This window comes from Pseudomonas sp. SAS7, assembly GCF_052112345.1.
In the GTDB taxonomy this organism is placed as follows: Bacteria; Pseudomonadota; Gammaproteobacteria; order Pseudomonadales; family Pseudomonadaceae; genus Aquipseudomonas; species Aquipseudomonas putida_Q.
Genome location: NZ_JBEGGO010000015.1, coordinates 114,630 through 138,104 on the forward strand (window position 1 = coordinate 114,630; position 23,475 = coordinate 138,104).

Below are 23,475 nucleotides of genomic sequence, written 5' to 3' on the forward strand. Positions count from 1 at the left end.
GCTTGCCACCTGGGTTTCGCATGGCGCGCCCTTTCTCATTGTCCGCTATCGTCGACTGAGTTAAACGTACGTCGGCGCTGATAGACTGTTTCTTTTACCTGGCAATAGGCTCGAGTGAGATGGATATCAAAGAGTTTTGCATCGCTCATAAATTTGACATGAGCAAGTGTGAGATCGCGTTGGGCGGTGGCAGTTTTGGAATGGCTGACTTGAAGACTTCACCGGCCGAGTTCCTATCATTGGCGGAGGACGATTTTGAACGAGGCGGCTTGGCGGCTCTTGTCAACGCAACGACCAATGCGAAACGTGCCATTGTCAGCCAGCTCGATCAGTTGTTGATCTCTTTTGGCTACCAGCCACTTAGATGGAACGTGCCCAAAAAAATAGAACGTATCAGAGCGCTCGGGCTAATGACACCAAGCTTGTTGCGCAAAGTCGTCGACATGAGAAATATTCTTGAGCATGAGTACGCAACGCCTGAGCTTGGAAAAGTTGAAGAAGCATTAGATATCGCGAGTCTCTTTGTGATGTCCGCTTCGGCTATGTTTATTCCGTTTGACGACGTCTTGGAGTTTTCACATCCTGACTCAACTGTGATGACTGGGACCGTCACACATATCACTGCGGGATTGAACCGTGAGTCTGGCAGGGTTTTCTACACAGTCTACGCGTACGAGCCTGGTGAGTATGGCGGACGTTGCGTTGGTCAATGTGAGATCGAATCAGGGCATGTCTTATTCGAAGCGATGGTGAAACTTTCTGCATCGCTGATGCTTCGATACAAGGTAAACCAGGCGCTCAGTGATTTTGAGTCCGCCTTTGCGTAACCATGAATGCTCGTTAGCTCAGGGGCTGAGCTGCGAGAGACAGCTATCGATCCAAAGTGGACGGTCAACATAGGCAGAAGCCGGCCAAGAGCAGACAACCAACTACACTTTATTGAAGATCTCGCTACAAGCAATATTTGACCCTAGCGCCGTATCTTGTTAAGCAGAATAAGTAGTTTCCTTTTTTGAGCCGACGGATGGAATATTCATGACGCAAGAGAAGCACGGAATCCAAATCTTTGATGAGAAGGGACGCCCTGTCCTAGAAATTGGACCGCATCTCGTTCGAGAGAATTCTGAGTTTGCTGAGAAAATAGGCATAATCGCCGCATCATGGGCACAGGTAGAGGTTAATTTGAATTGCCTATTCGCAGTCCTATTAGATACAACTCCCGACGAGGCCGCGAATCAGCTCAAAAAATACAGAAGCGCAGCGAGAACGGCAGTTGGAGCAAGGAAGCTCGCTGCGGAATACCTGACAGGAGCAGAGCTTGAGTCCGTCACAAAAGCTCTTAACTAACTCGATTTGGTACGATTACGACGTAATCGAGTGCAGCATGACGTATGGGCTAAGAAAGGTGACGACAATCAAACAATGTTTGCCATTCACTCGGATCAATACCTCGCTTTCACTACCAACGTTGTAGCGACAACAGAATTAGCGATCCCTGAAGGCAAAAAAAGTGAGAGGGTCATAAATCTAGCGAACGAGTTCGCAGCAACAATAACAAAAGGCCACACCATTAGAGACCTTCAAGAAATCGACCAAGAGTTGAACCTTGCAAGCAAGACTCTCATGGAGGCGATGTTCTTCCGTATATCCCAGCGCTTGAAGGAAAAAGGTGCTGCGCTCAGTCAGCGTTAAATGCTCGACGACAGTCCGCTTCTGGCCGGTGGCTGCCTGTCGCGACCGGCAGCTATGGGTCGTCAGCGGCCACGCGCGAAGGGCTGCTTTCGACCCTTTGCAGACGATCGGGCCCGTTTACAAAACGCAGTCTATTGTTCTGACCATTGGCGATTTTTAACGTATGTCCAGCCCTCGCCCCCACGTGCGAGCGTGAAGCCTCGAGCCCCAATCTCGATTAATAGACGCCTACATTCTTCAGGCTCGGCACCTGTGACTCTAGAAAGAGTCTCAAGTGAGCGTCCTTCTGGGAAATTGGAGTTATCAAGCATTTGTCTTAGCAGGGTTTTTCTTAGATTGTCCAGAGAGTTAGCTCTACGATTTTGATACCAATGGAACACAAGGTTTCCCGCTATTGACAGAACAGAGCCAACTACTACACCAATAAAGCCAACAAGTGCCGCCCAGAACTGTGCGTCGCTTGCAATTTTTAGTGCAGCTTCCTGTGCAATTTGTTGGTCGAGCATACACACTGATCCTTAGTCTTCGGAATAGACGTGTCCGAATATAAGCGAAAAGTCATCATGCCGCCTATCCCTTGGATAGTCGTTGCACTTTTAGATCTGTCGCATGCCAACTACAATCCGGTCGCCCATGAATTCCTTGACCTCTTGGACTGCTCTTCTTATTTAAAAAGCCAACAAGGTGAAGGGCCGCATCTGGCCGATTTCTGCCCTTCGCCAATGGTTCGGGTTCAGAGCGCTCATCCACGACCGGCACCTATCGACCCTCAGCGGACAGCGCCAGCAAGGTTTCATGACTACGCGTCACCGCCCGTTGCAGGCGTTGGTACTCCGCCAGGTAGCTTCGAGCTGCGCGGGGTGATCACGCAATGCCGCTTCCTATTCGTCCTCCAATTGCCGCACTTGGGCCTGCGAGCGGCGATCATTGGGTCCTGCCGCGACCCGCCGTAACGGGAAACTGACCTGCAGGCTGACCATGTTGCTGAGTTCAGGACTGCGGCGTTGGTAATCAACTTGCCAGCCCCCAATTTGACTTTTCTCGGCGATGGCCTGCTGCACCTGAGCTTGGGCTTCACGGGTCATGGCCCCGTAGGCGGCCAGCTCCGGATGAGCGAATTACAGGCTTATTTGGAATCGTCCTCAAACGAATGTGCACCAGGGCGTGAGGTAGCTGTCATATCGCGGCCATGATGGCATACTGACTTCATCTGGGCTGAGTAGAAGGAGCTGGGGGATGAGTTTTTTCAAGGGAAAGTTTGAGTCCCTGTCCAATATGGTCTCGGACGCCGTAGCTACCGGCAAAGAAGCATTGAGCGAAGCGAAAGATAAAAGTGTTGAATATTCTCAGAAGATGTCTGAAAGTGCTGTCGAGGCATATTCGTCGACTAGACAGTCCCTGTCTGAAGTTGTAGAGACCGCTTCTAGTAGTGCGCTTGTTGTTGCTACAAAAGAAAAAGTTACTCTGGTGTCGGACGGGACAGTAGCGGTATACGAAACGGCTAGTTTTAATATCGGTCTGGCCTACAACAGTTCAAGCGAAGCATTTGGCTCTTACATTGGCTTGAGCTCAGAAAGGGTCTCGTCCTACTTTAAAAGATCAATTGAGGTGGACAAAGATACCGATCAAATAATTGCTGAGATCCAAGGCCGGCTTCCTGCACGGCCAAAAGATGTTGATCATATTTTTGAACAAACTAAATAGGAAGCTTTGCGCAGGGCTATCTCGTCGTTTTGTCTGGTTCCCCTAGTGTCCGGCTTAGATGAGCGTAACGAGGAGAAATACTCTGATCTGTCTGTTGAGTACAAAGATCATCCAGCACCTCATCGATTGACTGCCCACATAAACTTCATGGAGCTGAAGAAGCAAAGGGATAGTGCAAAGGTTGCCTGGGCAATGCTGGAGAATGGTTACGATACCAGTCGCCACAATACTTTATTTCCCACAGAGGCGGATATCGAACATATCATTCCAAAGAAGGCCATATACGACGATCTGATTCTTCGGATTGCAAATAACGATAAGGGTATCGTCGATGCAATGAACTTCAAGCAGAACCTTATGTTTGCGGATGAGCCGTTCAATGGATCTAAAGGTGATACGGATCTCCTAGAGTATATAAAGCAGAACGGGACGCCTGATCCAAGTGACCCAGATAAAATAGATTTTGTAATCGGTGTGCATAAGAAGTCAGTGCGAATTAGTAAAAGTGATGCAGAGGAAAAGTACGAGGCAGCACAAAAAGAACTTGCGGCCATCAGGCGTGAGGCGATGAAAGAAATTGGGTTTAGTGTTGCTAATGCTGGTGCTCGCATGGCGGCTCAGCAGGTAGTTGGAGTAATAGTTGGGGAAACAGTCGATATATTTGTAGATGAGATTAAGGATATTACTCAGCGGGGCCTCATTACGGATAAGCAGGGGGTGCTGGACGGCTTAGAAGAGCGTAGCGCAAATTTGTATTCAAAGCTAAGTTCGCGCTTTGAAGAGCGAAAGCTCGTGGAGCAGGCTAGAGCCGCTGGCGTGGAAGGCGGGATTGCCGGCGTTCTTAGTGCGATCCCTCAGATACTGATATCTATGCTTGTGAAGTTGCCAGCGCTTGTTCTCTCGATTATTCGTGAGTGTACACTTTCAACTGTCCGATGCGTGAGAGTTCTATTAAGTAATGCGGAGGACAAGTATGATAAAGTTTCCGTTGTGTTGTTCGGCGCTGCGAGTACTGTCATAGGTCTATATGTTGCAAATTTCCTCTCTAAGGCGCTGGTATCAGTGCCGCTGCTCAATTTATTCAATCACTCTGTAGCTGATGTATTAACGGGTGTTCTTGTGACAGCTGTGCCTCTGGCTGCCATTTATGTTTTTGATCAGAACAAAACTAAGTTTATTTTTACAAAAAAAGATGAACATCTAAGTCCGGATGAAGATCCAGAGCCTATCTTGTCACCAGCATGAACAGGGAATGTCTCTTGTGGTGTGGAATGAGTAAAACACCATAAGAGACATTTGAATGTCCGTATCAACTAGAACGCTGCGCTGCCAAAAATATTACGATGATCGAGAGTTAATCAGGGCTGTCCGAGGCGGCACCGAGACCCTTCGAGCCGCAGGAACGAAATACCTACCCAAGGAGCCAGGTGAGTCAGCAGGGTCATACCGCAGGCGCCTTGCCCGACCGTTCCTCACAAACTACACCGACAAAACGGCCTAAACCCTGGCGACCAAGCCGTTCACGCGCCCCATTGTCGTCACAAGCGAGTGTTACCAGAAGTTGGCCGATGAGTACGTCAAGGCAGTCGATGGCAAGGGCACAAGCCGAGTGGCTTCTGTCGTGACTCCTATGCCACGACGGACTTGTTCGGCCACACCAAAGAAATCACTCAGGTGGAACCAGACCTTCTGACTCCTGACAGCATTGACATGCTGATCCATGAAGTGAAGCAGGAAAGAACTAGCTTTGGAAAGCTGAAGTCGAGCATTACCCTGGACAAGCTCGCGCAGGTGAGTGAAGGTTCTGCAGAGCCTGCAAAGGACTTGATCTTGAAGCTGAGCGCGGAGCTTGCTGACCTGCAGCGAGATGGCGGTCTAACAGGTCTGAAATTTACTGGGAGCGTCGCACAGGAAGCCCGTGCTCCAGTTGCTCGACGAAGCCCCCGAGGTGCCAGGGAAGCTATAATGCCAAACGGGCGTGCCAGTCTGCGAGAGTTCTTAGGCGTAGCAAAGCGTCATCCTCACTTCACTCCACATATCCTTCAATGAACGCGATGTTGGCTGGTCACGATTAAGAACCCTATGCAACTTCCAGGTAACGCCATGCTTGTCAAAGCAGGGGAAGTTATTTGCTTGTATTCGGGCATAATTGAGAGCTATGCACGAGAGGGCCCCTTTGTAGCAAGTTTGGTTTCGACTTTGATGCTTTTATTGCGTAGGCAGTGGTCCCTTGCACCAAAACATGGGAGGTTTCAAGCTTGTTGGGGGGAATGCCAAATTTGCTTCTCCAAGCCGGCCTAGTTACCAAACTCCCGAGTAGGAGCATCTACTTGGGAGCAATGGCAGAAGTCGACATTAGGGAAAAAGGGGCGATTGGGGAAGTGATTAGCCTTCCAACGGCTGAAGCAGGTCACATAACTGGATAAACAAGTCGACAGAGGTGTGCGAAAATTGTCGTACATCAGTCGCAAAATTCATTCCCATTACTAGCTCTTACAGGGGGTTAGGTGGGCCGTAGGTCAGTGTAAGCCCATTATCGCTGTCACCGTAGCTCGTAACGTAGTCGAATTGCTTACGCCACGCTTCATTATCCCATCTCTCATTTATCTCGCTCTGGATGTTGAAGCCGATACGTGCCGGGCGTGCAGCGCTGTGATAGATTAGCCTTGCTACTGCCTCATCATCAGGGTGTCGAAAACGATTGCCGTCTGTTGAAATGATCCAGTGATCGCACACAACGCTCTGAACTAACTCGCAGGAGACATTTTTGCTGCTGCCATGATGAGGAAGTTTGAATGCATCCAGTTTCATAGGCTCCGTTGCATTAATGCTTTGGATTGCTTCCACTAAGTCTGATGCAAAAGCATCTCCGCCAAGTAATACCCGGCCACCTTCATATTCAATCAGCAATGCAATACTGCTACCGTTTGCTCGACTGTTGTCTGATTTGGTTCGCTTGTTGGCGAGTTTTATTAGGCTTAAGGTGTCTGTCAATGTGAGTTGCTTAGATGCGCCTAAGGCCTCAAGTTCGCAATCTTCATCGTCTTCTTTGTCATTGTATTTGGCAAGCGCCTCCCGCCATTCTTTTTGCCAAGTCGGTAGCAGCTGCTTGAGGCGCTGTTGCGTAGGCCCTAACACCGTAACCTTCAGTCCGTCCGCTAACTCTACCACCGGGGCCGCTTGGTTAGGATCTCTGCATACCGGCCTGCCACCAAATTGCAAATTCCATGGTTTGTCTTTGAGCCACTCACTTAGCTTTTCACCTTGCACTGCACCCAATTTCTCAAGCGGACCGGAACTAGTGGTGTATTCGAGATGAGCTAAGCCATTGAACCAAAAATCTTTTACAGACATGCCTGGAATAGGGGCACTGTCAACCAGTGCTGAAAGTACGCCATTGATGTGATCGCAATCAATGTGGGTGATGACTACAAGCTCAAAATTTCGCCTGTCTTCAGGAAGGGCTTCTAGCCGCTTACGTAGCGAAAGTCCTGTTTTCGCCGTTCCCATATCGACCAGTATTTGGAAGGCCAAATCCTGTCCCCATCGTAGCCAGATCGAATCACCTTCACGAGCCGGGAGGAATTGAATCTCAAGCATTGCTATTGTCCGTGAAGGTTTTGCACAGGTAAATTGAACTCCAATCTACTTCGGGTGCTATTTTGGCAATGTTCGTTAGCGCTTTTTTGCAAAGGGCACTGTTCTCAGTCTCGGGTGCGTAACGAAGCAGGCTCATCAGTATGGAGAATGATTCGGTGTAAAGAATTCGCTCCTGGCTTGCCTCGTAAGCCAATTGAATGGCCCTTTCGCGCTCGCATGGTTTCGCCATCAAGATGCTGGAAAGTAATATTTTGGCGTCAGGTAGCCAGGAAAATTGAGCGATGATTTGTTCTAACTGACTCTGGTACAAACCAAGCCTTCCAGCTTTTTTTAGTACGAGCGCAGCTAGTATGGCACCAGTGGGATCTACATATCTTTTCATTAAGGTCGTGACTGCGCTGCCTGCAAGCCTTGCGGCAGAGCCGATCTGCCCAGAAATGAACATGCTTTCCAAGGCTGCCGATAAACTTCTGCTTTGGGAGATATTTATCTGCAACTTTTTGTTAGGGTACTGAGTGGACGTTTTAATATGGCAGGTAACGGAAAGATGGTGGTCGCCGGCGCTAATTGGAAGGCTTACGTCGTATACATCTTCACCTTTTTGAATGATAGCATATGCTACCTGCTCCATTTCTTCCCGGTGACGGACGATCCAAAAACCATTTTCAGGGTAGATTGTAACATTTCGACTGGCACGAACTAACTTGACATCTTCGGTCGGACTTTCAAGGCTCTGTAGTTTTTCAGCTGACATAAAGCTGAAAGCTAATGCTGGAGCCGCTGGCTGGACAGACAAATTTGGCTTGAGCGAAACATTAGCGGTCTTTGATTCGGTAACTTCCACCGTATGTTTCTGTCGATTTCCATCTTCAAGTACGGCGCTCACTTCGTAGATGCCTACGGGAAGGTCAAAAAGACGCTGATTGGGTGAAGACTCAATCAATACGAGCTCGTCATTCCTAATTTCGATTGGGGTAGCCGTTCCACCATAGTTGACCTTTGAAAAAACATCAACCTTTAGCTGTCCATATTTTGTGCTCTCGGAGATCATTGTAAAGGTAGCTCCATCTCGCTAGCAGGTGGCTCAATGCTATAGGGATCCATTCGAATGTCTGGCGGTGAAGCTGTAGTTACCTTGACTAAATATAACCCAGCGCGAACCTTTGTTTTGGTAGGCCAGCTTGTTAACGTGTGGCCTATTTTATTTCCTCTGAAACTGAGTTCGGCTGAGTAGTTGCTTGGGTTCTTGGTTTGACAAATGGTAACAGTGAGATCTACGTTGGGAGGAGAAAGGCATTCATGGAGGCAGGAGTTTATAACCCGGCCAGTAACATCGACTTTTTGTAATCTTCCATGTGCGGTGGCCAAAATTTCGACAGCGGATGGTAGATACTCTATAAGGCTCGTAGTGGATACGCGCCATGTTGGGTCGTTTGGCTTGTCTGTTTTTGCAGCGTAACCTTCCTTTAGTCCTACCATCAATGCTTCATTAAAGAGCGTGACTTTATTAGGCCTGCCGTAGGCGGTTTGACCACTGGAGGAGGACAAAAACATGGGCGAGGTATTAGTCGGCTCGCCTCGGTTTATATCTAGCTCGAATATTCCGCCTAGTTTGTCGTAGTCTTCGGTGTCTGGTGCTAGACCCCGGCACAAGTCCAAGAACCAGAACTGCGTATTTGCGTTACCCTCATAATTCATCGCTTTATGGATCGCGGTCATGTCAACCGCACCGGCATATTTGCTACGTTTGTGGCTCGGGCTTCCGAAGTCGCTCAGCAGTAATACGGCACCTTCGTTCGTAAACTGAACGCCATGTCCAGCGACATAAATAATTGCCATGTTCTCGGAATGGCTCTCGGTAGCATTCATGAAGTCGAGAATGGCTTGTTCAACGTTCGCACGGGTTGGTGCGTGATAGCCTTTCATCAGGCTCTGAACCGCAGGGTGGATGACTTCACCCGGCGCTGGTGCAAGGAGCACCCTCAGGCTGCGCAAAGGAAGCTCAGGCATATTGTGGCCGTCCAAGAGCCAGCCCGCGAACTCCGACGCCGAACGGGCGCCAGACGATAGCTGCTTTAATCCTAGATGTGCGTTATCGGGGTTTACGTCGTCACCGCCTTCCAGGAACTGGTAAGCGCTGATGCCGATCACCAGGGCGTGGGTGCCAGGCTCCGTCAGATCCTCAGGTATTAACAACGGCATGTGGAAGCTCACTCATCCTTAGATGCCACAAACCCCCATCATATCAAACAGCTAGCATCATTAGGAGTTGCTTCCACGCACCCTCGCTGCAGTTGGCTTCCGCTGAACCAGGAGGGCCTCAGGGAGCGTTACGAGTCTGGGCGCGCTCCGCCATCTCCGAGAAGCTCATAAGTAGCAAACCTAGGGCAGCCAGGAAGCTAGCAACCCAGCCGGTCGAGGCACCAGTCGGCGGCGATAGGGAGACGATGCGGTTGGCGAGCGTGCCTGTAGATGCCAGTTGGGGATGCGGCGCGAAGTAACAAGCCAGAGATTCACAACTCGGATCGACGATCTCTGGACGGTCTATTGCACATAGCGCGGTAGCATCTGGCAAGGCTAGGTTTTTAATTTCTCTAGCTCTGAGCAGCCATAGAGGTTGCCTTCAGTCAACCCGCTATATCCGGGTGGTCGGAAATGGTCAGGCTCCATTCTTCGTTAGCGTCCAGCGAACTCACCTTCCGAACTCCCGCTTCAAGGGCGATGGTGTCCGCGTACTTTTAAGCGGACGCGATCGCCCTTATCGCCAGGATTTCCATGCGCACAACCTAAGCAATTGTGCAGCCCTATCATTCAGAGGGGCGGTTTTGGGCCAAATGCAAACCTTGGCGAGGGTCTGCTTTGGGTCCAGGCTGTGTGAAAACGTTCGACTGGATCCGGTTGGTTAGAAAACGACCAGTATTCCGCGCTCCTGCGCGAAATCTGTGTTAGCTGAATAACCAAGCCATTACAGATTTCACGTACGCTCGCGCTCTTCAGCGATCCGTTTGCGTTTTCACACAGCCTGGATCGAAAGCAGTCGTCCGCGACAGACCATTATCGACCGAAAGCAGACGTTCTGGTATGGATGCCTGAACCACAGGCAGTTCTTCATTAACAGCATTTCCTAAACCTAGGTTGATTCACTAGATATCCGGGAGGCAAGCGCGATTCTCGCTGCCTCGTAAAAGCATACCTTTGTCCGATCGTTCGTAAGCTGAAACTCCCAAGGCTTGGTGTCACAAGCCTCAGGAAAATTGGCGTTAGTTTGAATTTCACATGCTCTACTGAAGGGGCATCGGGTTTCTGGGATATCAGCTGTGGGGACGATTGCGTTAATTGTAAAGTGCTGCTGCACATAATGAACTGCTGCTTGAAGGACGCTGAATGCTTGCAGCTTTTCATCTGATTCGTCAGCGATACTACCTTTCAAGCCTATCCAAGAAATGACGCTCGCTGAACCTGGCTTTTCTTGGCAGACTTGTCGCTCGAGTATGTTCAATGATTTCCTAAGAAAATCTTCCGCTGTCATTTTGGACTGAATAAAAACCCCTTCCACGATTGGGGATTTCTGGCGATTTTCGAGAGACTTTTTAATAAGCTTGCAGTAGATTTCTACGCCAGTAGACAGCGTCTTGGATTGGGATAGAATTTTCGATATAGCCGGAAGTTGATCTTCAATTATGCCATTCGCATATTTTCTGAAGTGGCAAAGTGCCTGGTTTAAATAGTTCGAAAAACCACTCCTTAGACCTTCTTGGAGCTCCATTCTTACCACGCTACAAGCTTTGATCAAACCTTCAGATGGTGAATGGTCAAGCAGTGCGAAAGTGCCTAGAACTATGCGTTCTTCAGCCGTGCTTGGTTGACCGATGAGGAAATCTATCAGAGGGCGGAAGGTTAAATAAGGATAGCTGGGAGTTTGGTGATCCAAAAAGTCATCAGGTATGCCTGCATGTCGCCTGATCTCGCGCTCAATCTCGTACGCTACGCCCTCGGATATGAAGTCAAGACCGGGCTGTATCTCAATATCCAGTGAGTGGTCGTCTGAAAAAACTGCTCTAGATTTGATAGTAAATACGTTTACCTTGGCCACGATTTCGGACGAATGAGTAACTTCGTGAATAGCTAAAGTTGGCTGTTTGAAATCCCAAGACCTCACAGATGGCCAGGAATAGCCCTTGGGTATACCTCGAGTTACTCCTCTCATGACATTCATAACCTTGAATGCGGAGATTACATCGTCGTCAACTGCCGACTCACTAGACACCAATATCCGAGCATTTCTATCAGCATTTTTTATGAACGGATGTATGAGCCAAAAGCTGCTCACCAAAGACATCGCTCCTGCGTTCGTAGAGAGGTTGTGCAGGTGATGTGTGTATTCGTGAGCATGCAGCGCTACCGCGCCGGGAAGGGGATCGCCATATTCTGGCTCCAGATCACCTTCTGAGCTTATCCGTGTGAATAGTGCGTTGGGGCGGTAGGTGCCCATGGTTCCCGCTTGGAGAGTTTCCTGGATGTGGTGTTTAGACATTGGTCGTCCTAATGCTGATCTATACAAGTATATCGGCATCCGGCGGACATTGATGAGTGTGAGATGCTCCAACCCCTCGAACTGAGGCGCAGATAGAGGTACCAACGCCCAGTTCGCAAAGTGAATGGCTGCTATTGGCCGATAGCTGCCCCTCGCGACCGTCCGCTATGGGTCGAAAGCGGTCAGTCGCGACTATCTATCTGATCTTAGTTTGGCATTTGAGGATCCACGGCTTTTCTAAACGACGAACTAGCAGCCGCACCGTCAGCAGGTAGTAATATCGAGTTGCCTTGCATCGCCTCGCTAGTCGGTGGTCGAGAAACCAAACAACATGCTTTCTCTGCCAAGCCCACGGTAACTCTCGCTGCCAACGCTGTGCGATTTCTGCTTGGATGATCTTCGCCTGACGTACATGGCGTTGCCGGGTTGCGTGCGAGCCGCTCAGAACGCCAGCCAAGAACAGGTCCATGTCAAAGCGCTTGCTCATAACCGTCCTCCAATGTATGCAGCGACCACGTCGATACGACCGTGCCCCAGCTCATAGCTAATTTGCCTCCGGGCCTCGCGATCAAGGCGCTCAGCTACTTGGAAGCATTTACCGCCGTTGACAGGCGCGCGGTGATGGGTGATTTGCTGATAGCGCTCACAAGCGTAGGCCGCTCGTAGTTCGTGGAAGCCTTTGAGGTTGTGGCCATGCAGGATGTCCCGCGCAGGACGGAGGATTTCCTGCAGAAAATTCCGGCAGCTTTCGTTTGGCGCAATCAGGTTGCGGCTACCCGTAGGCGACACCTGCCGTGCAAACTCAAGTGCACTTCGAACATGGTCATCCACTGCAATCCAACGGGGCGCCGAGGCGCCGGCGCGGCCGCCTTTGGTGCCATCCTGAATGTTAATCCTACCTAGATTGCTAGCCTCACGGCTCAACCGTGGCAGGTCAGCCAAGATGGCCTCACGCAAGCGCATACCGGTGGCTCGCGCCAACAGAACAATCGCGGCAGCCCGCAGCTGATGACGGCTGCAAAGCGCATCGACGATCTGCTTAACCTGTTCGCGGTCTTGGCCTTGCGGCACCAATTGGCGAACCCCTGTGCGCTGCATGCCCAGAGCTTTGCTCGGGCTGGACAATTTCACGCACTGATCACCGCGAAGCGCTGCCATGGTCCTGTTAACACTGGATAGCCGATTTTGTGCGGTGCTGACGGCGAGGTCACCGCGCCTAACCACGTCGCGCAGATACGCCGCATAGTCCGCCAATACCTTCCGATCAATCTGCCGCGCATTATTGATACCGGGCCCTTTTTCGGAGCGGCACCACTTCACGAATGCCTGCCACCGATCACAGTGCGCCTTGACCGTGCCGTAATGGCCACCGCCAAACATGTCTTTCAACGCCTGGGGTCCTGCGTAGCTCAATTGCCTGCCATAGCCGAAATTACGACCATCGCGTCTACCCACCAGTGCCATGTCGGTCACCTCATCGTCCGTTCTCCGATCCTCGCCCCACGTCATCCCGCCAAGAATGCTGAGTGTTATCAGGGATCAAGGCCCCTGCGACCTGTGGGGAGTGTCCTCTACGCGGGACTGGCGGCTCCTTACGACCGGGAGCAAGGGCATCTCATGATCTGGCCTCCTGAACACCGTTACCGGTGGGCGGGTGGAGGCAGCACTGGCTGACGAGACCAGCGCCTGAAGATCCTGAGCCATGTGCAAGCAGCAATGCGATGACCGGGGCATGCCTGACTGTCAGTCAGGTGCAGTCCATTCCCTGGTCTGCGGCACCATCATCTACATGGCTGTTGCTGGTGACATCGGCGTTTGTCACGCCGATTGTCACGAGGGGGAATGCCGCAAAGCCATGTGCGATCAGGGCTGCAGCAGTTGTAGAAGTGCCCGTCTCTTTTCAGGAAAAGAGACGGGCACCAGTTGGCGCAAGATTCGGCCAAGCGGATAGGTTGCTGCAGGGCAGCGAGGTACGGTGTATCTGGCGCACGAGCGCTATATGTGTAAGAGCATCCATCACATGGGTAGTGACCGGGAGAGCTGCCGGACGCGAATCGCCCTTGGGGAGAACCACCGCGAGAGCGGCGTGACCTTGAAGGCTCGGGTCACCTGGGTGCTGTCAACGACAGCCTTTGCACTGTCTTTTCTACGCCCGCAATCCGAGAGGGTCAAGCGACTCGCCCGCGGGATTTTGCGGTTTAAAATGGCATTAGGCGTGTACGGAATCCGGTGGTTTCCAGTAGCCGATTGGGTGCTTTTGATTTTTTAGGTGAGGTCCATCCAAACAGGGCGGCTTTGCAGCCCTGTTTGGATGGACCCGCATGGAAAGCGGATTACCGAAATATCAAAGCCGTGCGCTCACTCGACTGCGCCACGCCTCGCTCTTAGGCTAGAAACGTTTGCCCCGGTCTGATTCGCGAACTCATGCGGCGAGATATGCTCCTGCCGGTTCGCTTCGAGGTAACGGCTCCACCAACTCATGATCATTCGCCGTTCCTCCAGGAACTCGGCCTTGTGGATATACGCCGCCCGAACGTTGTTGCGCTCCCTGTGGCTCATCTGCCGCTCAATAGCCGTCTCTGACCAAAGTCCGGATTCGACCAAAGCACTGCACGCCATGGACCGGAAGCCATGCCCGCAGATTTCGGTCTTGGTGTCGTAGCCCATGTTCCGCAGAGCGCTGTTGACCGTGTTTTCGGACATAGGCTTCCACGAGCGAGCGTCGCTGGTGAACACCAAATCGAAGTACCCCGTGATCGCATGAATCTGTTCGAGCAACGCCACCGCTTGCGGTGACAGAGGTACCAGATGGATGTCGCCCGCCATCTTCGTGCCTCTGGTCGAATACGGGACGCCGTCCAACGCAGGCCGCGTGTCAGGTATCTCCCATATTCCGCGCTTCAGGTCGAATTCACTCCAGCGTGCGAAGCGCAATTCGCTGGACCGGACAAACACGTGCAGCGAGAGCATGACTGTCAGCCGAGTGAGCGTGCGTCCCTTGTAGTTCTGGATGCGATCCATCAACTCAGGCAGACGTGACAGTGGGAGTGCAGGCCGGTGCGTAACCCGTGGCGCGCTGATGAAGCCCTCAAGGTCATATGCAGGGTTCACCGTGATCAACCGCAGTCGTTTCGCCTCACGCATGATGCTCTGAAGGTAGTTTTGTACCCTTAAGGCCACATCGATCGTGCCGCGCTTCTTGATCGCCTCAAGCGGCTGCATGAGGTCGAAGGTATCCAGATCAACGACGGCGCGTGCGCCGAGCAGCGGGAATACGTGAGTTTTCAAACGACTGAGCACGGTCCTCGAATGGCCAGGCGCCCACTTCACGGACATTTCCTTATGCCAGTCCAAGGCAACGCGCTCGAATGTGTGGCCTCTGACAACCGCCTCTGCCTTGGCCTGCTGCTTGGACGCAATCGGGTCGATGCCCTCAGCCAGCATCCGCTTAGTCTCCAGACGCTTCTGCCGAGCATCTGCGAGACCAATGACGGGATAATTGCCAAACGAGGTCAGCCCCTCTCGCCCATCCGGCTTCACATACCGGAAGCGCCAGCCTTTGCGGCCATTGGGGTAAACGAGGAGGTAAAGACCGTCACCGTCGAAAAGCTTGTAGGGGCGGTCAGTAGGTTTGGCCGATCGGCATGCGGTGTCGGTCAGGGGAGCAGTAGTACGAGCCATAAGGGTAAACCCCTTTATCGAATCGACTTTATTCCAAACATTACCCCTAAATCGGCTGGCAGCTGTCGGATTCCGACGGAACGCCATAACGAAAAAACCCGCCAGAAGGCGGGTTTTACGGGGATTCCAGAGATTTTGGTAGCCTTCGCTGGAACCTGAACTGGTGCCGGAGACAGGAATCGAACCTGCGACCTTCGCGTTACGAGTGCGCTGCTCTACCGACTGAGCTACACCGGCGTGTAGCGCAACGTACCACTGCTCACACCCGCAACGCAAACCCCTGTTTCCGCTAGTTTATTGCCCTACCCTCAAGCCCCCTTGCACCCGTTGGGCGCCAGGTCTTCCTCGATGTCGGTGGTGCACGCCCAGCCGTTGGCCGAACGGGTCAGGGTCAGTGCCTTGCCCAGCACGTTGGCCGGCGCATCCACCAGCGTGCAGGCAATGCTGCCGCTGCCATCTGCCGCCTTGCCGCTAGCGGTGATCGCACAATGCGCCGTTGCCGGCTGGCCGCCCAGTTCGGCCACGGCCGCTACGTCTTTCCCGTCATTCAACCGCAGGTCCATCGCCGTTTTCAGCGCGCTGATCTCCAGCAGCCCGGCTGCGGCCTTGGAGCGTGCCTGGTGGTTGGTGTACATCGGTAAGGCGATGGTCGCCAGAATGCCGATGATCGCGACAACGATCATCAGTTCGATCAGGGTGATACCGCGTTGCCCTTTCATGAACATCTTTCCTTTTTGATTCGCTTACACATTGAGGTGGGTTGCGCCCCAACCGGCAGCGGCGCAGTAGGCCTGAACAGACACCTTTTGTCACCCCTGCCCGCTTGGGCGTCATCTTCGCTGAACTACTCTAGTGAGCATCACGGACGCGTGCCCTTGCATGGACGCGGCAAGCTGTTTCCAGGCTTGTCGCCGGGGCAGAAAAAGGACCTTTGCATGACTTCAACTTCACTGCTTTACCGCTGGCACGGCACCGACGCCAACGGCACGCCGGTCAGCGGCCAAACGCCTGGGCGCAGCCCGGCTTATGTGCGCGCCGGGCTGATTCGCCAGGGCATCACGGTGGCCAGTTTGCGGCCGGCCAGCGGGCTGGGGTTCAGTTTGCCGAAGCGGCGGGTGAAGGCGGACCCGGCGGGGTTCAGCCGGCAGTTGGCGACCTTGCTCAAGGCCGGGGTGCCGCTGTTGCAGGCGTTCGAGGTGATGGGGCGCAGTGGTTGCGATGCGCCGCAGGCGGCGTTGCTGGATAGATTGAAACAGGATGTGGCCTCGGGCCTGGGGCTGGCGGATGCGTTGCAGCGCCACCCGGCATGGTTCGATGCGTTGTACTGCAACCTGGTGCGGGTAGGTGAGCAGTCCGGCACGCTGGACCGGCAGCTGGAGCAACTGGCGGGCATGCTGGAACAGCGCCGGGCGCTGGGCAAGAAGGTGCGCAAGGCGATGGTCTATCCGCTGCTGCTGTTGCTGACTGGGCTGGGGGTGTCGGCGATCTTGTTGCTGGAGGTGATCCCGAAATTCGAGAGCATGTTCTCGGGCATGGGCGCGGAGTTGCCGGCATTTACCCAGTGGGTGATCGACTTGTCCACAGGGCTGAGCCGGTTTGCGCCGCTGTTGCTGGTGATGGGGGTGGTGCTGGGTTTTGCCGTGCGCCAGCTGTATCGGCAGCATGCGCCAGCGCGCCTGTGGATATCTCGGCGGGTGCTGGGCTTGCCGGTGTTCGGCAAGTTGCTGAGGGAGGCGGCGTTGGCGCGGTTCGCGCGTAGCCTAGCAACCTCGTACGGCGCCGGGGTGCCGTTGCTGGATGCGCTGGGCACGGTGGCCAGGGTGACGGGGGGCGAGCTGCATGAGCAGGTGGTGTTGCGGCTGCGCCAGGGGATGGCCAACGGGCAGGGGCTGAACCAGGCGATGGCAGGCGAGTTGCTGTTCCCACCGCTGCTGGTGCAGCTGACGGCCATCGGTGAGTCCAGCGGCACGCTGGACCAGATGCTGGAAAAAGCCGCCAGCCATTACGAGGAACAGGTCAGCCAGGCGCTGGACCAGTTGACCAGCCTGCTGGAGCCGGCCATCGTGCTGATCCTGGGCCTGCTGGTGGGTGGCCTGGTGGTGGCGATGTACCTGCCGATCTTCCAGTTGGGTAGTTTGATCTGAACATGACTTTATGGAATTTGCTGGCTGAGCAGCCGGCGTACTTCCTCACCCTGGCCACGGTGCTCGGCCTGCTGGTGGGCAGCTTTCTCAACGTGCTGGTGTATCGCTTGCCGATCATGCTGGAGCGCCAATGGCAGCGTGAGGCGCAGGAGGTATTGGGGCTGCCGCTTGCGCAGCACGAACGGTTCGACCTGTGCCTGCCGGCATCCCGCTGCCCGCATTGCGCGCATCAGATTCGCGCGTGGGAGAACATTCCGGTGCTCAGCTACCTGGCCTTGCGCGGGCGGTGCTCAGCTTGCAAAGCCCGTATCAGCCCGCGCTACCCGCTGGTCGAGATAGCCAGCGCGCTGCTGTCGCTGGTGGTGGCCTGGCGCTTTGGCGCTTCGGCCGAGGCGTTGCTGGCATTGCCGCTCACCTGGTGCCTGCTGGCCCTGAGCCTGATCGACGCCGAGCACCAACTGTTGCCGGATGTGCTGGTACTGCCGATGCTGTGGCTTGGGCTGATCGTGAACGCCTTTGGTCTGTATGTGCCACTGGCCGACGCGCTGTGGGGCGCGGTGGCCGGGTACCTCAGCTTGTGGACGGTGTACTGGGTGTTCAAGCTGGTCACCGGCAAGGAAGGCATGGGCTATGGCGACTTCAAGCTGATGGCGCTGATCGGGGCGTGGGGCGGCTGGCAGGTGCTGCCGTTGACGCTGCTGCTTTCGTCGGTGGTGGGGGCGCTGGTTGGCCTGTGCCTGCTGCGTTTGCGCCGGCATGCGATGGGCACGGCTATACCGTTTGGCCCTTATCTGGCGATTGCGGGGTGGATTGCTGTGCTCTGGGGTGATGAAATGTACGCCTCATACATGCAACTGCTTGGATACTGATGGCCACTGCAGCCTTTACCCCCTGGATTCTCGGCCTGACCGGCGGCATTGGTAGCGGCAAGAGCGCCGCTGCCGAGCGTTTTGTCGAGCTTGGCGTGCACCTGGTCGACGCCGACCAGGCGGCGCGCTGGGTTGTCGAACCTGGCCGCCCGGCCCTGGCCAGCATCGTCGAGCGCTTCGGCCCGGGTGTGCTGCAGGCTGACGGCCAGCTTGATCGCGCCGCCCTGCGCCAGCTGATCTTCGCCGACCCGGCGCAGCGCAAATGGCTGGAGCAACTGCTGCACCCGCTGATCGGGCAAGAAATTTTCAGCTACCTGGCCAAGGCGCAGTCGCCGTATGCGGTGTATGTGTCGCCACTGCTGATCGAATCGGGGCAGTACCAAAAGACCCAGCGCGTGCTGGTGATCGATGCGCCGCAGGAGCTGCAAATAGCCCGTACCCTGGCGCGGGACAACACCAGTGCCGAACAGGTGCAGGCGATTCTGCAGGCCCAGCTGGCCCGTGAAGAACGCCTGCGCCATGCCGATGATGTGGTGGTCAACGACGGCGACCTGGCCGCGCTGCATGAGCAGATTGACCGCCTGCACCACTTTTACCTGACTTTGAAAGGAGGCCAGCCATGAGCCAGCCGTTGACCGTCGATTGCCCTACTTGTGGCGCACCTGTGGAATGGGCCGAAAAAAGCGCGTTCCGGCCGTTTTGTTCGGACCGTTGCAAACTGATAGACCTGGGGGCCTGGGCAGCCGAGGAGCACAAGATTGCGGGGTCGGAAGAGTCCGAAGATGAGCTGTATTCGGGGGACCTGGAGCCGCGGCACTGAGCTGATTACAAGTTGGCTGCGCCGGCCCTTTCGCGGGTGAACCCGCTCCCACAAATACGGTGTGGGCCCGAAACCTGCGCAGTACCTGTAGGAGCGGCCTTGTGTCGCGAAAGGGCTGCGAAGCAGCCCCGGCATTCTTTGAGTTAACACCGAATCTGGGGCCGCTTTGCGGCCCTTTCGCGACACAAGGCCGCTCCTACAGAGATCGCGTCAGGTTTTAGAGGTGATGGCAGAGCCGCCGCATGATCACCGCTCATCCTCCTTCCAGGGCGCCTGCAGATACCGTGTGCGGTTGAAGGTTTCCAGCCATTCCGGGCAAAACACCACCAGCGCACTGATCACCATGCCGTTGATGAACGCCTCGGGGAACATCATCAGCCACAGGTAGCCGACAAAGTCGCTTAGCCACTCCGGCAGGGCAAAACGCCCGTCCAACCACAACAACCCTAGCGCCGCCGGTACGCAAATCAGCACGGTGAGCGCTGCCGGGAAGAACCCCGAACAGAAGATATAAACGAACAGGTTTCGCGGCTGGGCACGCTCGACCACTATCGCGCACACCTCGGTAATCAGCACCGGCAAGCCAATCAGCAACAAGCCATTCACCCCCAGCGCCGCCAGGTCCTGGCGCCCCAGTGCCAGCAAACCAAGCTGGGCCAGGAACCCGCCCAGCACCGCCAGCGGCCAGTCCAGCAACAGGGTGACCGCCGTCATGCCAATGAAGTGGTACGACACCCCGGTATCAAAATCGCGCCTCACCAACCACAGCGCAAACAGGCAGAACACCGTGCCAAACAGCAGATGCTGGCGGCGCCGGTCGGTGAACAGTTCAACCCAGCGAACCCGGCTTACCGCCCAGATCAGCAATGGCACATAACCCAGCCAGCCAAGGCTTAACGTGGTACCGGACAACACCTGCGCGCTGATCACCTGAACAATACCCATTGCACCCATGTGGATAAGATCGAGTCTACACCCATTCTCCCTTTCCTTCGGCAGCGGTGGGTTGGCGCCCTCATTCCATACAGCAAGCATCGGTCATGCCGGAAGAAATCGGGCGCACCTGTGCAAGCGTTGCCGATACTGCGCTGATTCCCACGCTTAAACAGCATCTTACCGTCATCGATTAGCGGCTAAGCTTGTCTGCATGGATGACTCAGACTACCTGCGCCTGCTTACCATCCAGGCCGAACAAGCCAATGCCTTTCTCTCCAACGCCCGCAAGTGGGAGCGGGAGCGTTGGGTGTGCCAGCGACTGTTGCAGGGGTTGAACATCCCCTACCGCAGCGAAGACTTCACCCCGGCCGGGCAAGAGCCGCCAGATGTACTGTTCCGCGATGCGGCTTTCGAGGTGTTTTTCGTGCTCGACGAGGGCCGTCGGCTTAACGATGAGTGGCGCGAAGAGCTACAGCGCCGGCGCAGTGCGTTTTCCCTGGCACAACTGGTGCGCCGTGAAGCGCGCCCGCGGCGCATCAGTGCCACCGAGCTGCTGGCGCGCCTGGCGCCGACCTTGCGCAAGAAAGCGCACAACTACCGGGAACGCGGGCTGGAGCTGAACGAGCTGGACATCATCGCCTTCGCCAGCCTCAAGCGCGAAGTGCTCGACCTCAACACCCACTTCCCGCCGCCCACCGAATACCTGCGCCAGGGCTGGCGCTCGTTGTCGCTGGTGGGCCCGACGTTTGCCCGGGTGCTGTTCGCCCACCCCGATGCGCCAGACTTCCTGCGCGGCAACCTGGGGCGCAGCATTGTTTTTGATGTGGGCATCAGTCTTTGATCCAGTGCAGCGAGTGTTTGCGATGGCGTACACTCGGCGCCAGAGATAGAAAGCATTATCATTTGTTTCAAAGCGCCTGTACGAACGCTGTAGCGTTTGCGCAGTCACAAACGTCTACCTGACGAGGCCCACCATGACCAGCCGCCTGAACCCGGAAGATCAGCGTCGTGTCGATGAGTATCTGCGAGCCCCCCAGCACCAAGTCGAGCGCAGGCCCTTCCGGCCGTGGCTGCTCCTTGTGCTGGTGGTGGCCGTGACCATCGGGTTGGGTCTCATCAGCCGCCTGCTGAGTGGACTGGTGCTATGAGCTGCTTCGCGCTCGCCCTCCCCTCGTGCAGTTTGCGGCCGGCCCCCAGGGCCACGAATTCCGTAAACCTTATGAGATATCCCCATGACTCATCGCATCGTGATTGTCGGCGGCGGCGCCGGCGGCCTGGAACTGGCGACCCGCCTGGGTAAAAGCCTGGGCAAGCGCAAGCAGGCCGAGATCACCCTGGTCGACGCCAACCTCACGCACATCTGGAAGCCACTGCTGCACGAAGTGGCCGCCGGCTCGCTGAACTCCTCGGAAGACGAACTGAACTACGTGGCCCAGGCCAAGTGGAACCACTTCAACTTCCAGCTGGGGCGCATGAGCGGCCTGGACCGTGAGGGCAAGCAGATTCAACTGGCCGCCACCCTCGATGATGAGGGCCGCGAGCTATTGCCTGCGCGTACCTTGGGCTACGACACGCTGGTGATTGCCGTGGGTTCCAACACCAACGACTTCGGCACCTTGGGCGCGGCGCAGCACTGCCTGTTCCTCGACACGCGCAAGCAGGCCGAGCGCTTCCACCAGCAGTTGCTCAACCACTACCTGCGCGCCCACGCCGGCGACGTAGCCAGCGAGCAGATCAGCGTAGCCATCGTCGGCGCCGGTGCCACCGGTGTGGAACTGGCGGCCGAGCTGCACCACGCCGCCCACGAACTGGCGGCCTATGGCCTGGACCGCATTCAGCCCAAGGACATGCACATCACCATCATCGAGGCAGGCCCGCGCGTGCTGCCGGCGTTGCCGGAGCGCATCAGCGTGCCGGTGCACAAGACCCTGGAAAAACTCGGGGTGAAGGTGTTGACCAACGCTGCCGTCAGTGAAGTGACCGAGGACGGCCTGAAAACCAAGGACGGCGAGGTGATCCAGGCCAGCCTGAAGGTGTGGGCGGCGGGTATCCGTGCGCCGGGCTTCCTGAAGGACATCGATGGGCTGGAAACCAACCGCATCAACCAGCTGGTGGTGCGCCCTACCCTGCAGACCACCCGCGACGACAACATCTTCGCCTTCGGTGACTGCGCTGCCTGCCCGCAACCGGGTAGCGACCGCAATGTACCGCCGCGTGCCCAGGCGGCGCACCAGCAGGCTTCGATGCTGGCGCAAAGCCTGAAGGCGCGGCTGGAGAACAAGACGCTGCCGACCTACGAGTACAAGGACTACGGCTCGCTGGTGTCGCTGTCGCGCTTCTCGGCGGTGGGCAACCTGATGGGTAACCTGATGGGCAGCGTGAAGCTGGAAGGCTGGCTGGCGCGGATGTTCTACGTGTCGCTGTACCGCATGCACCAGATGGCGTTGTACGGGTTCTTCCGCACGGCGTTGATGATGCTGGGGAGCAAGATTGGCCGGGGTACCGAGCCACGCCTGAAGCTGCACTGACAGGCACCCGCTCCTGCAGGCCATGCATTGACCTGTAGGAGCAGCCTTGTGCTGCGAAGAGGCCATTACCCGCAGAGAAAATCTTTTACCGTACCGGCCCTTTCGCAGCACAAGGCTGCTCCTACAAGGGCCTGTATTGCGGTAAGAGGTGGGTTAAATTTGAGGAAAAAGAAAAAGGGCATCTCTTTCGAGATGCCCTTTATTCATGGTGGGTCGTGTAGGATTCGAACCTACGACCAATTGGTTAAAAGCCAACTGCTCTACCAACTGAGCTAACGACCCAAAAATGGTCGGGGTGAGGGGATTCGAACTCCTGACATCCTGCTCCCAAAGCAGGCGCGCTACCGGACTGCGCTACACCCCGGGTCTTTCAAAAAAAAGGGCATCTCTTGGAGATGCCCTTCTTTACATGGTGGGTCGTGTAGGATTCGAACCTACGACCAATTGGTTAAAAGCCAACTGCTCTACCAACTGAGCTAACGACCCGGAAAATGGTCGGGGTGAGGGGATTCGAACTCCTGACATCCTGCTCCCAAAGCAGGCGCGCTACCGGACTGCGCTACACCCCGAGATGGCTCCGCGACCTGGACTCGAACCAGGGACCCAATGATTAACAGTCATTTGCTCTACCGACTGAGCTATCGCGGAACTGAACTTCGGTACAACTTACCGATTTGCTACTCCGAAGGCTGTGTTCGCTTCGGACTCTTTAGCTTCTTAGCTTACGCTTTGTCGCTGCTGAGGCCGGCTATTCTACATTCTTCGTTTTGCTTGTCAACCACTTTTTTTCATTCAACTTACTGATTTGTAAGTTGTTTTGCGGTCACCGGTGTTGCTGGTGATTCGCTTAGTGCCTGACAACGCGGCGTATATTAGGGTCACTCGAATTATGATGCAAGCAAAAATTTCAAAAATTTCAGCAAGTTACCCTGAATCCCCCGAAAGCCCCGGTTTTACTGGGCTGTGC

At 55.0% G+C, this 23,475-nt stretch carries 24 protein-coding genes and 6 tRNA genes; 13 read left to right on the top strand and 17 right to left on the bottom strand.

Features of this window, described 5'->3' with window-relative positions; translation table 11 throughout:
• The first annotated feature begins 119 nt into the window (after window positions 1-119).
• From ABI582_RS22235 to ABI582_RS22245, 3 genes are all read left to right on the top strand, one after another.
• A complete protein-coding gene (locus ABI582_RS22235; protein WP_442120274.1) occupies window positions 120-827 on the top strand; it encodes a hypothetical protein in 708 nt (235 codons plus the stop codon).
• Window positions 828-1,035: 208 nt separating this feature from the next.
• Window positions 1,036-1,347, top strand: coding sequence for a hypothetical protein (locus ABI582_RS22240; protein WP_442120275.1), 312 nt, complete (start codon window positions 1,036-1,038; stop codon window positions 1,345-1,347).
• A 30-nt stretch (window positions 1,348-1,377) separates the two neighbouring features.
• On the top strand, window positions 1,378-1,692 hold the full coding sequence (locus ABI582_RS22245) for a hypothetical protein (protein WP_442120276.1): 315 nt from the start codon (window positions 1,378-1,380) through the stop codon (window positions 1,690-1,692).
• Between the two features lie 131 nt (window positions 1,693-1,823).
• Here ABI582_RS22245 and ABI582_RS22250 read toward each other — a convergent pair whose 3' ends face one another.
• Together ABI582_RS22250 and ABI582_RS22255 are read right to left on the bottom strand one after the other, a co-directional pair.
• On the bottom strand, window positions 1,824-2,198 hold the full coding sequence (locus ABI582_RS22250; RefSeq protein WP_156340939.1) for a hypothetical protein: 375 nt from the start codon (window positions 2,196-2,198) through the stop codon (window positions 1,824-1,826).
• 375 nt (window positions 2,199-2,573) lie between these two features.
• Window positions 2,574-2,777 (bottom strand): hypothetical protein, encoded by a 204-nt coding sequence (locus ABI582_RS22255; protein WP_442120277.1) that lies wholly within the window; start codon window positions 2,775-2,777, stop codon window positions 2,574-2,576.
• 151 nt (window positions 2,778-2,928) lie between these two features.
• On the opposite strand from ABI582_RS22255, the gene ABI582_RS22260 reads away from it, so the two are divergent.
• On the top strand, window positions 2,929-3,396 hold the full coding sequence (locus ABI582_RS22260) for a hypothetical protein (protein ID WP_442120278.1): 468 nt from the start codon (window positions 2,929-2,931) through the stop codon (window positions 3,394-3,396).
• Window positions 3,397-3,441: 45 nt separating this feature from the next.
• Window positions 3,442-4,641, top strand: a complete 1,200-nt coding sequence (locus ABI582_RS22265; RefSeq protein WP_442120279.1) for a hypothetical protein — start codon at window positions 3,442-3,444, stop codon at window positions 4,639-4,641.
• 1,248 nt (window positions 4,642-5,889) lie between these two features.
• Here the strand turns inward: ABI582_RS22265 and ABI582_RS22270 are convergent.
• From ABI582_RS22270 to ABI582_RS22280, 3 genes are read right to left on the bottom strand one after another with little or no spacing between them, the layout of a single operon-like run.
• On the bottom strand, window positions 5,890-6,996 hold the full coding sequence (locus ABI582_RS22270) for a ComEC/Rec2 family competence protein (RefSeq protein ID WP_442120280.1): 1,107 nt from the start codon (window positions 6,994-6,996) through the stop codon (window positions 5,890-5,892).
• Window positions 6,989-8,047, bottom strand: a complete 1,059-nt coding sequence (locus tag ABI582_RS22275) for a hypothetical protein (RefSeq protein WP_060513020.1) — start codon at window positions 8,045-8,047, stop codon at window positions 6,989-6,991. Before ABI582_RS22275 ends, ABI582_RS22270 begins: the two co-directional genes overlap by 8 nt.
• Complete coding sequence (locus ABI582_RS22280; RefSeq protein ID WP_442120281.1) at window positions 8,044-9,198, bottom strand: caspase family protein; 1,155 nt, start codon at window positions 9,196-9,198, stop codon at window positions 8,044-8,046. The genes ABI582_RS22275 and ABI582_RS22280 overlap by 4 nt, the downstream gene beginning before the upstream one ends.
• A 283-nt stretch (window positions 9,199-9,481) precedes the next feature.
• Here ABI582_RS22280 and ABI582_RS22285 point away from each other — a divergent pair, with 283 nt between their 5' ends.
• Complete coding sequence (locus ABI582_RS22285) at window positions 9,482-9,553, top strand: hypothetical protein (protein ID WP_442120300.1); 72 nt, start codon at window positions 9,482-9,484, stop codon at window positions 9,551-9,553.
• Between the two features lie 573 nt (window positions 9,554-10,126).
• On the opposite strand, the gene ABI582_RS22290 is transcribed toward ABI582_RS22285, so the two are convergent.
• The 6 genes from ABI582_RS22290 to ABI582_RS22315 form a co-directional block, all read right to left on the bottom strand.
• Complete coding sequence (locus ABI582_RS22290; protein ID WP_442120282.1) at window positions 10,127-11,530, bottom strand: hypothetical protein; 1,404 nt, start codon at window positions 11,528-11,530, stop codon at window positions 10,127-10,129.
• A gap of 196 nt (window positions 11,531-11,726) precedes the next feature.
• Window positions 11,727-12,017, bottom strand: coding sequence for a hypothetical protein (locus ABI582_RS22295; protein ID WP_442120283.1), 291 nt, complete (start codon window positions 12,015-12,017; stop codon window positions 11,727-11,729).
• Window positions 12,014-12,994 carry an integrase domain-containing protein gene (locus ABI582_RS22300; RefSeq protein WP_442120284.1) on the bottom strand — a complete coding sequence of 327 codons (981 nt, stop codon included), beginning with the start codon at window positions 12,992-12,994 and terminating at the stop codon, window positions 12,014-12,016. Before ABI582_RS22300 ends, ABI582_RS22295 begins: the two co-directional genes overlap by 4 nt.
• 894 nt (window positions 12,995-13,888) lie before the next feature.
• A complete protein-coding gene (locus ABI582_RS22305) occupies window positions 13,889-15,211 on the bottom strand; it encodes a tyrosine-type recombinase/integrase (RefSeq protein ID WP_442120285.1) in 1,323 nt (440 codons plus the stop codon).
• A gap of 161 nt (window positions 15,212-15,372) precedes the next feature.
• Window positions 15,373-15,448 (bottom strand) — tRNA-Thr (locus ABI582_RS22310).
• Window positions 15,449-15,519: 71 nt separating this feature from the next.
• Window positions 15,520-15,930 (bottom strand): pilin, encoded by a 411-nt coding sequence (locus ABI582_RS22315; protein WP_442120286.1) that lies wholly within the window; start codon window positions 15,928-15,930, stop codon window positions 15,520-15,522.
• A 216-nt stretch (window positions 15,931-16,146) separates the two neighbouring features.
• Here ABI582_RS22315 and ABI582_RS22320 point away from each other — a divergent pair, with 216 nt between their 5' ends.
• From ABI582_RS22320 to yacG, 4 genes are read left to right on the top strand one after another with little or no spacing between them, the layout of a single operon-like run.
• Window positions 16,147-17,355: a type II secretion system F family protein gene (locus tag ABI582_RS22320; protein WP_442120287.1), complete on the top strand. Its 1,209-nt coding sequence runs from the start codon at window positions 16,147-16,149 to the stop codon at window positions 17,353-17,355.
• 2 nt (window positions 17,356-17,357) lie between these two features.
• Window positions 17,358-18,224, top strand: coding sequence for a prepilin peptidase (locus ABI582_RS22325; protein ID WP_442120288.1), 867 nt, complete (start codon window positions 17,358-17,360; stop codon window positions 18,222-18,224).
• On the top strand, window positions 18,224-18,847 hold the full coding sequence (gene coaE, locus ABI582_RS22330; protein WP_234229742.1) for a dephospho-CoA kinase: 624 nt from the start codon (window positions 18,224-18,226) through the stop codon (window positions 18,845-18,847). Before ABI582_RS22325 ends, coaE begins: the two co-directional genes overlap by 1 nt.
• Window positions 18,844-19,044, top strand: a complete 201-nt coding sequence (yacG, locus tag ABI582_RS22335; RefSeq protein WP_016501579.1) for a DNA gyrase inhibitor YacG — start codon at window positions 18,844-18,846, stop codon at window positions 19,042-19,044. Before coaE ends, yacG begins: the two co-directional genes overlap by 4 nt.
• A 246-nt stretch (window positions 19,045-19,290) precedes the next feature.
• Here the strand turns inward: yacG and ABI582_RS22340 are convergent, their stop codons facing one another.
• Window positions 19,291-19,998, bottom strand: a complete 708-nt coding sequence (locus ABI582_RS22340) for an energy-coupling factor ABC transporter permease (RefSeq protein WP_442120289.1) — start codon at window positions 19,996-19,998, stop codon at window positions 19,291-19,293.
• A gap of 193 nt (window positions 19,999-20,191) precedes the next feature.
• Here ABI582_RS22340 and ABI582_RS22345 point away from each other — a divergent pair, with 193 nt between their 5' ends.
• The 3 genes from ABI582_RS22345 (at window position 20,192) to ABI582_RS22355 (ending at window position 22,508) form a co-directional block, all read left to right on the top strand.
• Window positions 20,192-20,821: a DUF1780 domain-containing protein gene (locus ABI582_RS22345; protein WP_019473259.1), complete on the top strand. Its 630-nt coding sequence runs from the start codon at window positions 20,192-20,194 to the stop codon at window positions 20,819-20,821.
• A 133-nt stretch (window positions 20,822-20,954) separates the two neighbouring features.
• Entirely contained in the window at window positions 20,955-21,128 is a 174-nt protein-coding gene (locus tag ABI582_RS22350) for a DUF3094 family protein (RefSeq protein WP_013970765.1), read from the top strand.
• 84 nt (window positions 21,129-21,212) lie between these two features.
• A complete protein-coding gene (locus tag ABI582_RS22355) occupies window positions 21,213-22,508 on the top strand; it encodes an NAD(P)/FAD-dependent oxidoreductase (RefSeq protein ID WP_086978260.1) in 1,296 nt (431 codons plus the stop codon).
• A 206-nt stretch (window positions 22,509-22,714) separates the two neighbouring features.
• Here the strand turns inward: ABI582_RS22355 and ABI582_RS22360 are convergent.
• From ABI582_RS22360 to ABI582_RS22380, 5 genes are all read right to left on the bottom strand, one after another.
• Window positions 22,715-22,790: transfer RNA gene (locus tag ABI582_RS22360), tRNA-Lys, on the bottom strand.
• Between the two features lie 5 nt (window positions 22,791-22,795).
• Window positions 22,796-22,872 (bottom strand) — tRNA-Pro (locus ABI582_RS22365).
• A 46-nt stretch (window positions 22,873-22,918) separates the two neighbouring features.
• Window positions 22,919-22,994 (bottom strand) — tRNA-Lys (locus ABI582_RS22370).
• Window positions 22,995-23,000: 6 nt separating this feature from the next.
• Window positions 23,001-23,077, bottom strand: a tRNA-Pro gene (locus ABI582_RS22375).
• A 3-nt stretch (window positions 23,078-23,080) separates the two neighbouring features.
• Window positions 23,081-23,156 (bottom strand) — tRNA-Asn (locus ABI582_RS22380).
• Between the last annotated feature and the right edge of the window lie 319 nt (window positions 23,157-23,475).

Bases quoted from the DNA above. Each gene is read 5' to 3' on its own strand.
- ABI582_RS22235 (WP_442120274.1), top strand. From the start codon at position 120: ATGGATATCAAAGAGTTTTGCATCGCTCATAAATTTGACATGAGCAAG.
- ABI582_RS22240 (WP_442120275.1), top strand. From the start codon at position 1,036: ATGACGCAAGAGAAGCACGGAATCCAAATCTTTGATGAGAAGGGACGC.
- ABI582_RS22250 (WP_156340939.1), bottom strand. From the start codon at position 2,198: ATGCTCGACCAACAAATTGCACAGGAAGCTGCACTAAAAATTGCAAGC.
- ABI582_RS22255 (WP_442120277.1), bottom strand. From the start codon at position 2,777: ATGACCCGTGAAGCCCAAGCTCAGGTGCAGCAGGCCATCGCCGAGAAA.
- ABI582_RS22260 (WP_442120278.1), top strand. From the start codon at position 2,929: ATGAGTTTTTTCAAGGGAAAGTTTGAGTCCCTGTCCAATATGGTCTCG.
- ABI582_RS22270 (WP_442120280.1), bottom strand. From the start codon at position 6,996: ATGCTTGAGATTCAATTCCTCCCGGCTCGTGAAGGTGATTCGATCTGG.
- ABI582_RS22275 (WP_060513020.1), bottom strand. From the start codon at position 8,047: ATGATCTCCGAGAGCACAAAATATGGACAGCTAAAGGTTGATGTTTTT.
- ABI582_RS22280 (WP_442120281.1), bottom strand. From the start codon at position 9,198: ATGCCGTTGTTAATACCTGAGGATCTGACGGAGCCTGGCACCCACGCC.
- ABI582_RS22290 (WP_442120282.1), bottom strand. From the start codon at position 11,530: ATGTCTAAACACCACATCCAGGAAACTCTCCAAGCGGGAACCATGGGC.
- ABI582_RS22295 (WP_442120283.1), bottom strand. From the start codon at position 12,017: ATGAGCAAGCGCTTTGACATGGACCTGTTCTTGGCTGGCGTTCTGAGC.
- ABI582_RS22300 (WP_442120284.1), bottom strand. From the start codon at position 12,994: ATGGCACTGGTGGGTAGACGCGATGGTCGTAATTTCGGCTATGGCAGG.
- ABI582_RS22305 (WP_442120285.1), bottom strand. From the start codon at position 15,211: ATGGCTCGTACTACTGCTCCCCTGACCGACACCGCATGCCGATCGGCC.
- ABI582_RS22315 (WP_442120286.1), bottom strand. From the start codon at position 15,930: ATGAAAGGGCAACGCGGTATCACCCTGATCGAACTGATGATCGTTGTC.
- ABI582_RS22320 (WP_442120287.1), top strand. From the start codon at position 16,147: ATGACTTCAACTTCACTGCTTTACCGCTGGCACGGCACCGACGCCAAC.
- ABI582_RS22325 (WP_442120288.1), top strand. From the start codon at position 17,358: ATGACTTTATGGAATTTGCTGGCTGAGCAGCCGGCGTACTTCCTCACC.
- coaE (WP_234229742.1), top strand. From the start codon at position 18,224: ATGGCCACTGCAGCCTTTACCCCCTGGATTCTCGGCCTGACCGGCGGC.
- yacG (WP_016501579.1), top strand. From the start codon at position 18,844: ATGAGCCAGCCGTTGACCGTCGATTGCCCTACTTGTGGCGCACCTGTG.
- ABI582_RS22340 (WP_442120289.1), bottom strand. From the start codon at position 19,998: ATGGGTGCAATGGGTATTGTTCAGGTGATCAGCGCGCAGGTGTTGTCC.
- ABI582_RS22345 (WP_019473259.1), top strand. From the start codon at position 20,192: ATGGATGACTCAGACTACCTGCGCCTGCTTACCATCCAGGCCGAACAA.
- ABI582_RS22350 (WP_013970765.1), top strand. From the start codon at position 20,955: ATGACCAGCCGCCTGAACCCGGAAGATCAGCGTCGTGTCGATGAGTAT.
- ABI582_RS22355 (WP_086978260.1), top strand. From the start codon at position 21,213: ATGACTCATCGCATCGTGATTGTCGGCGGCGGCGCCGGCGGCCTGGAA.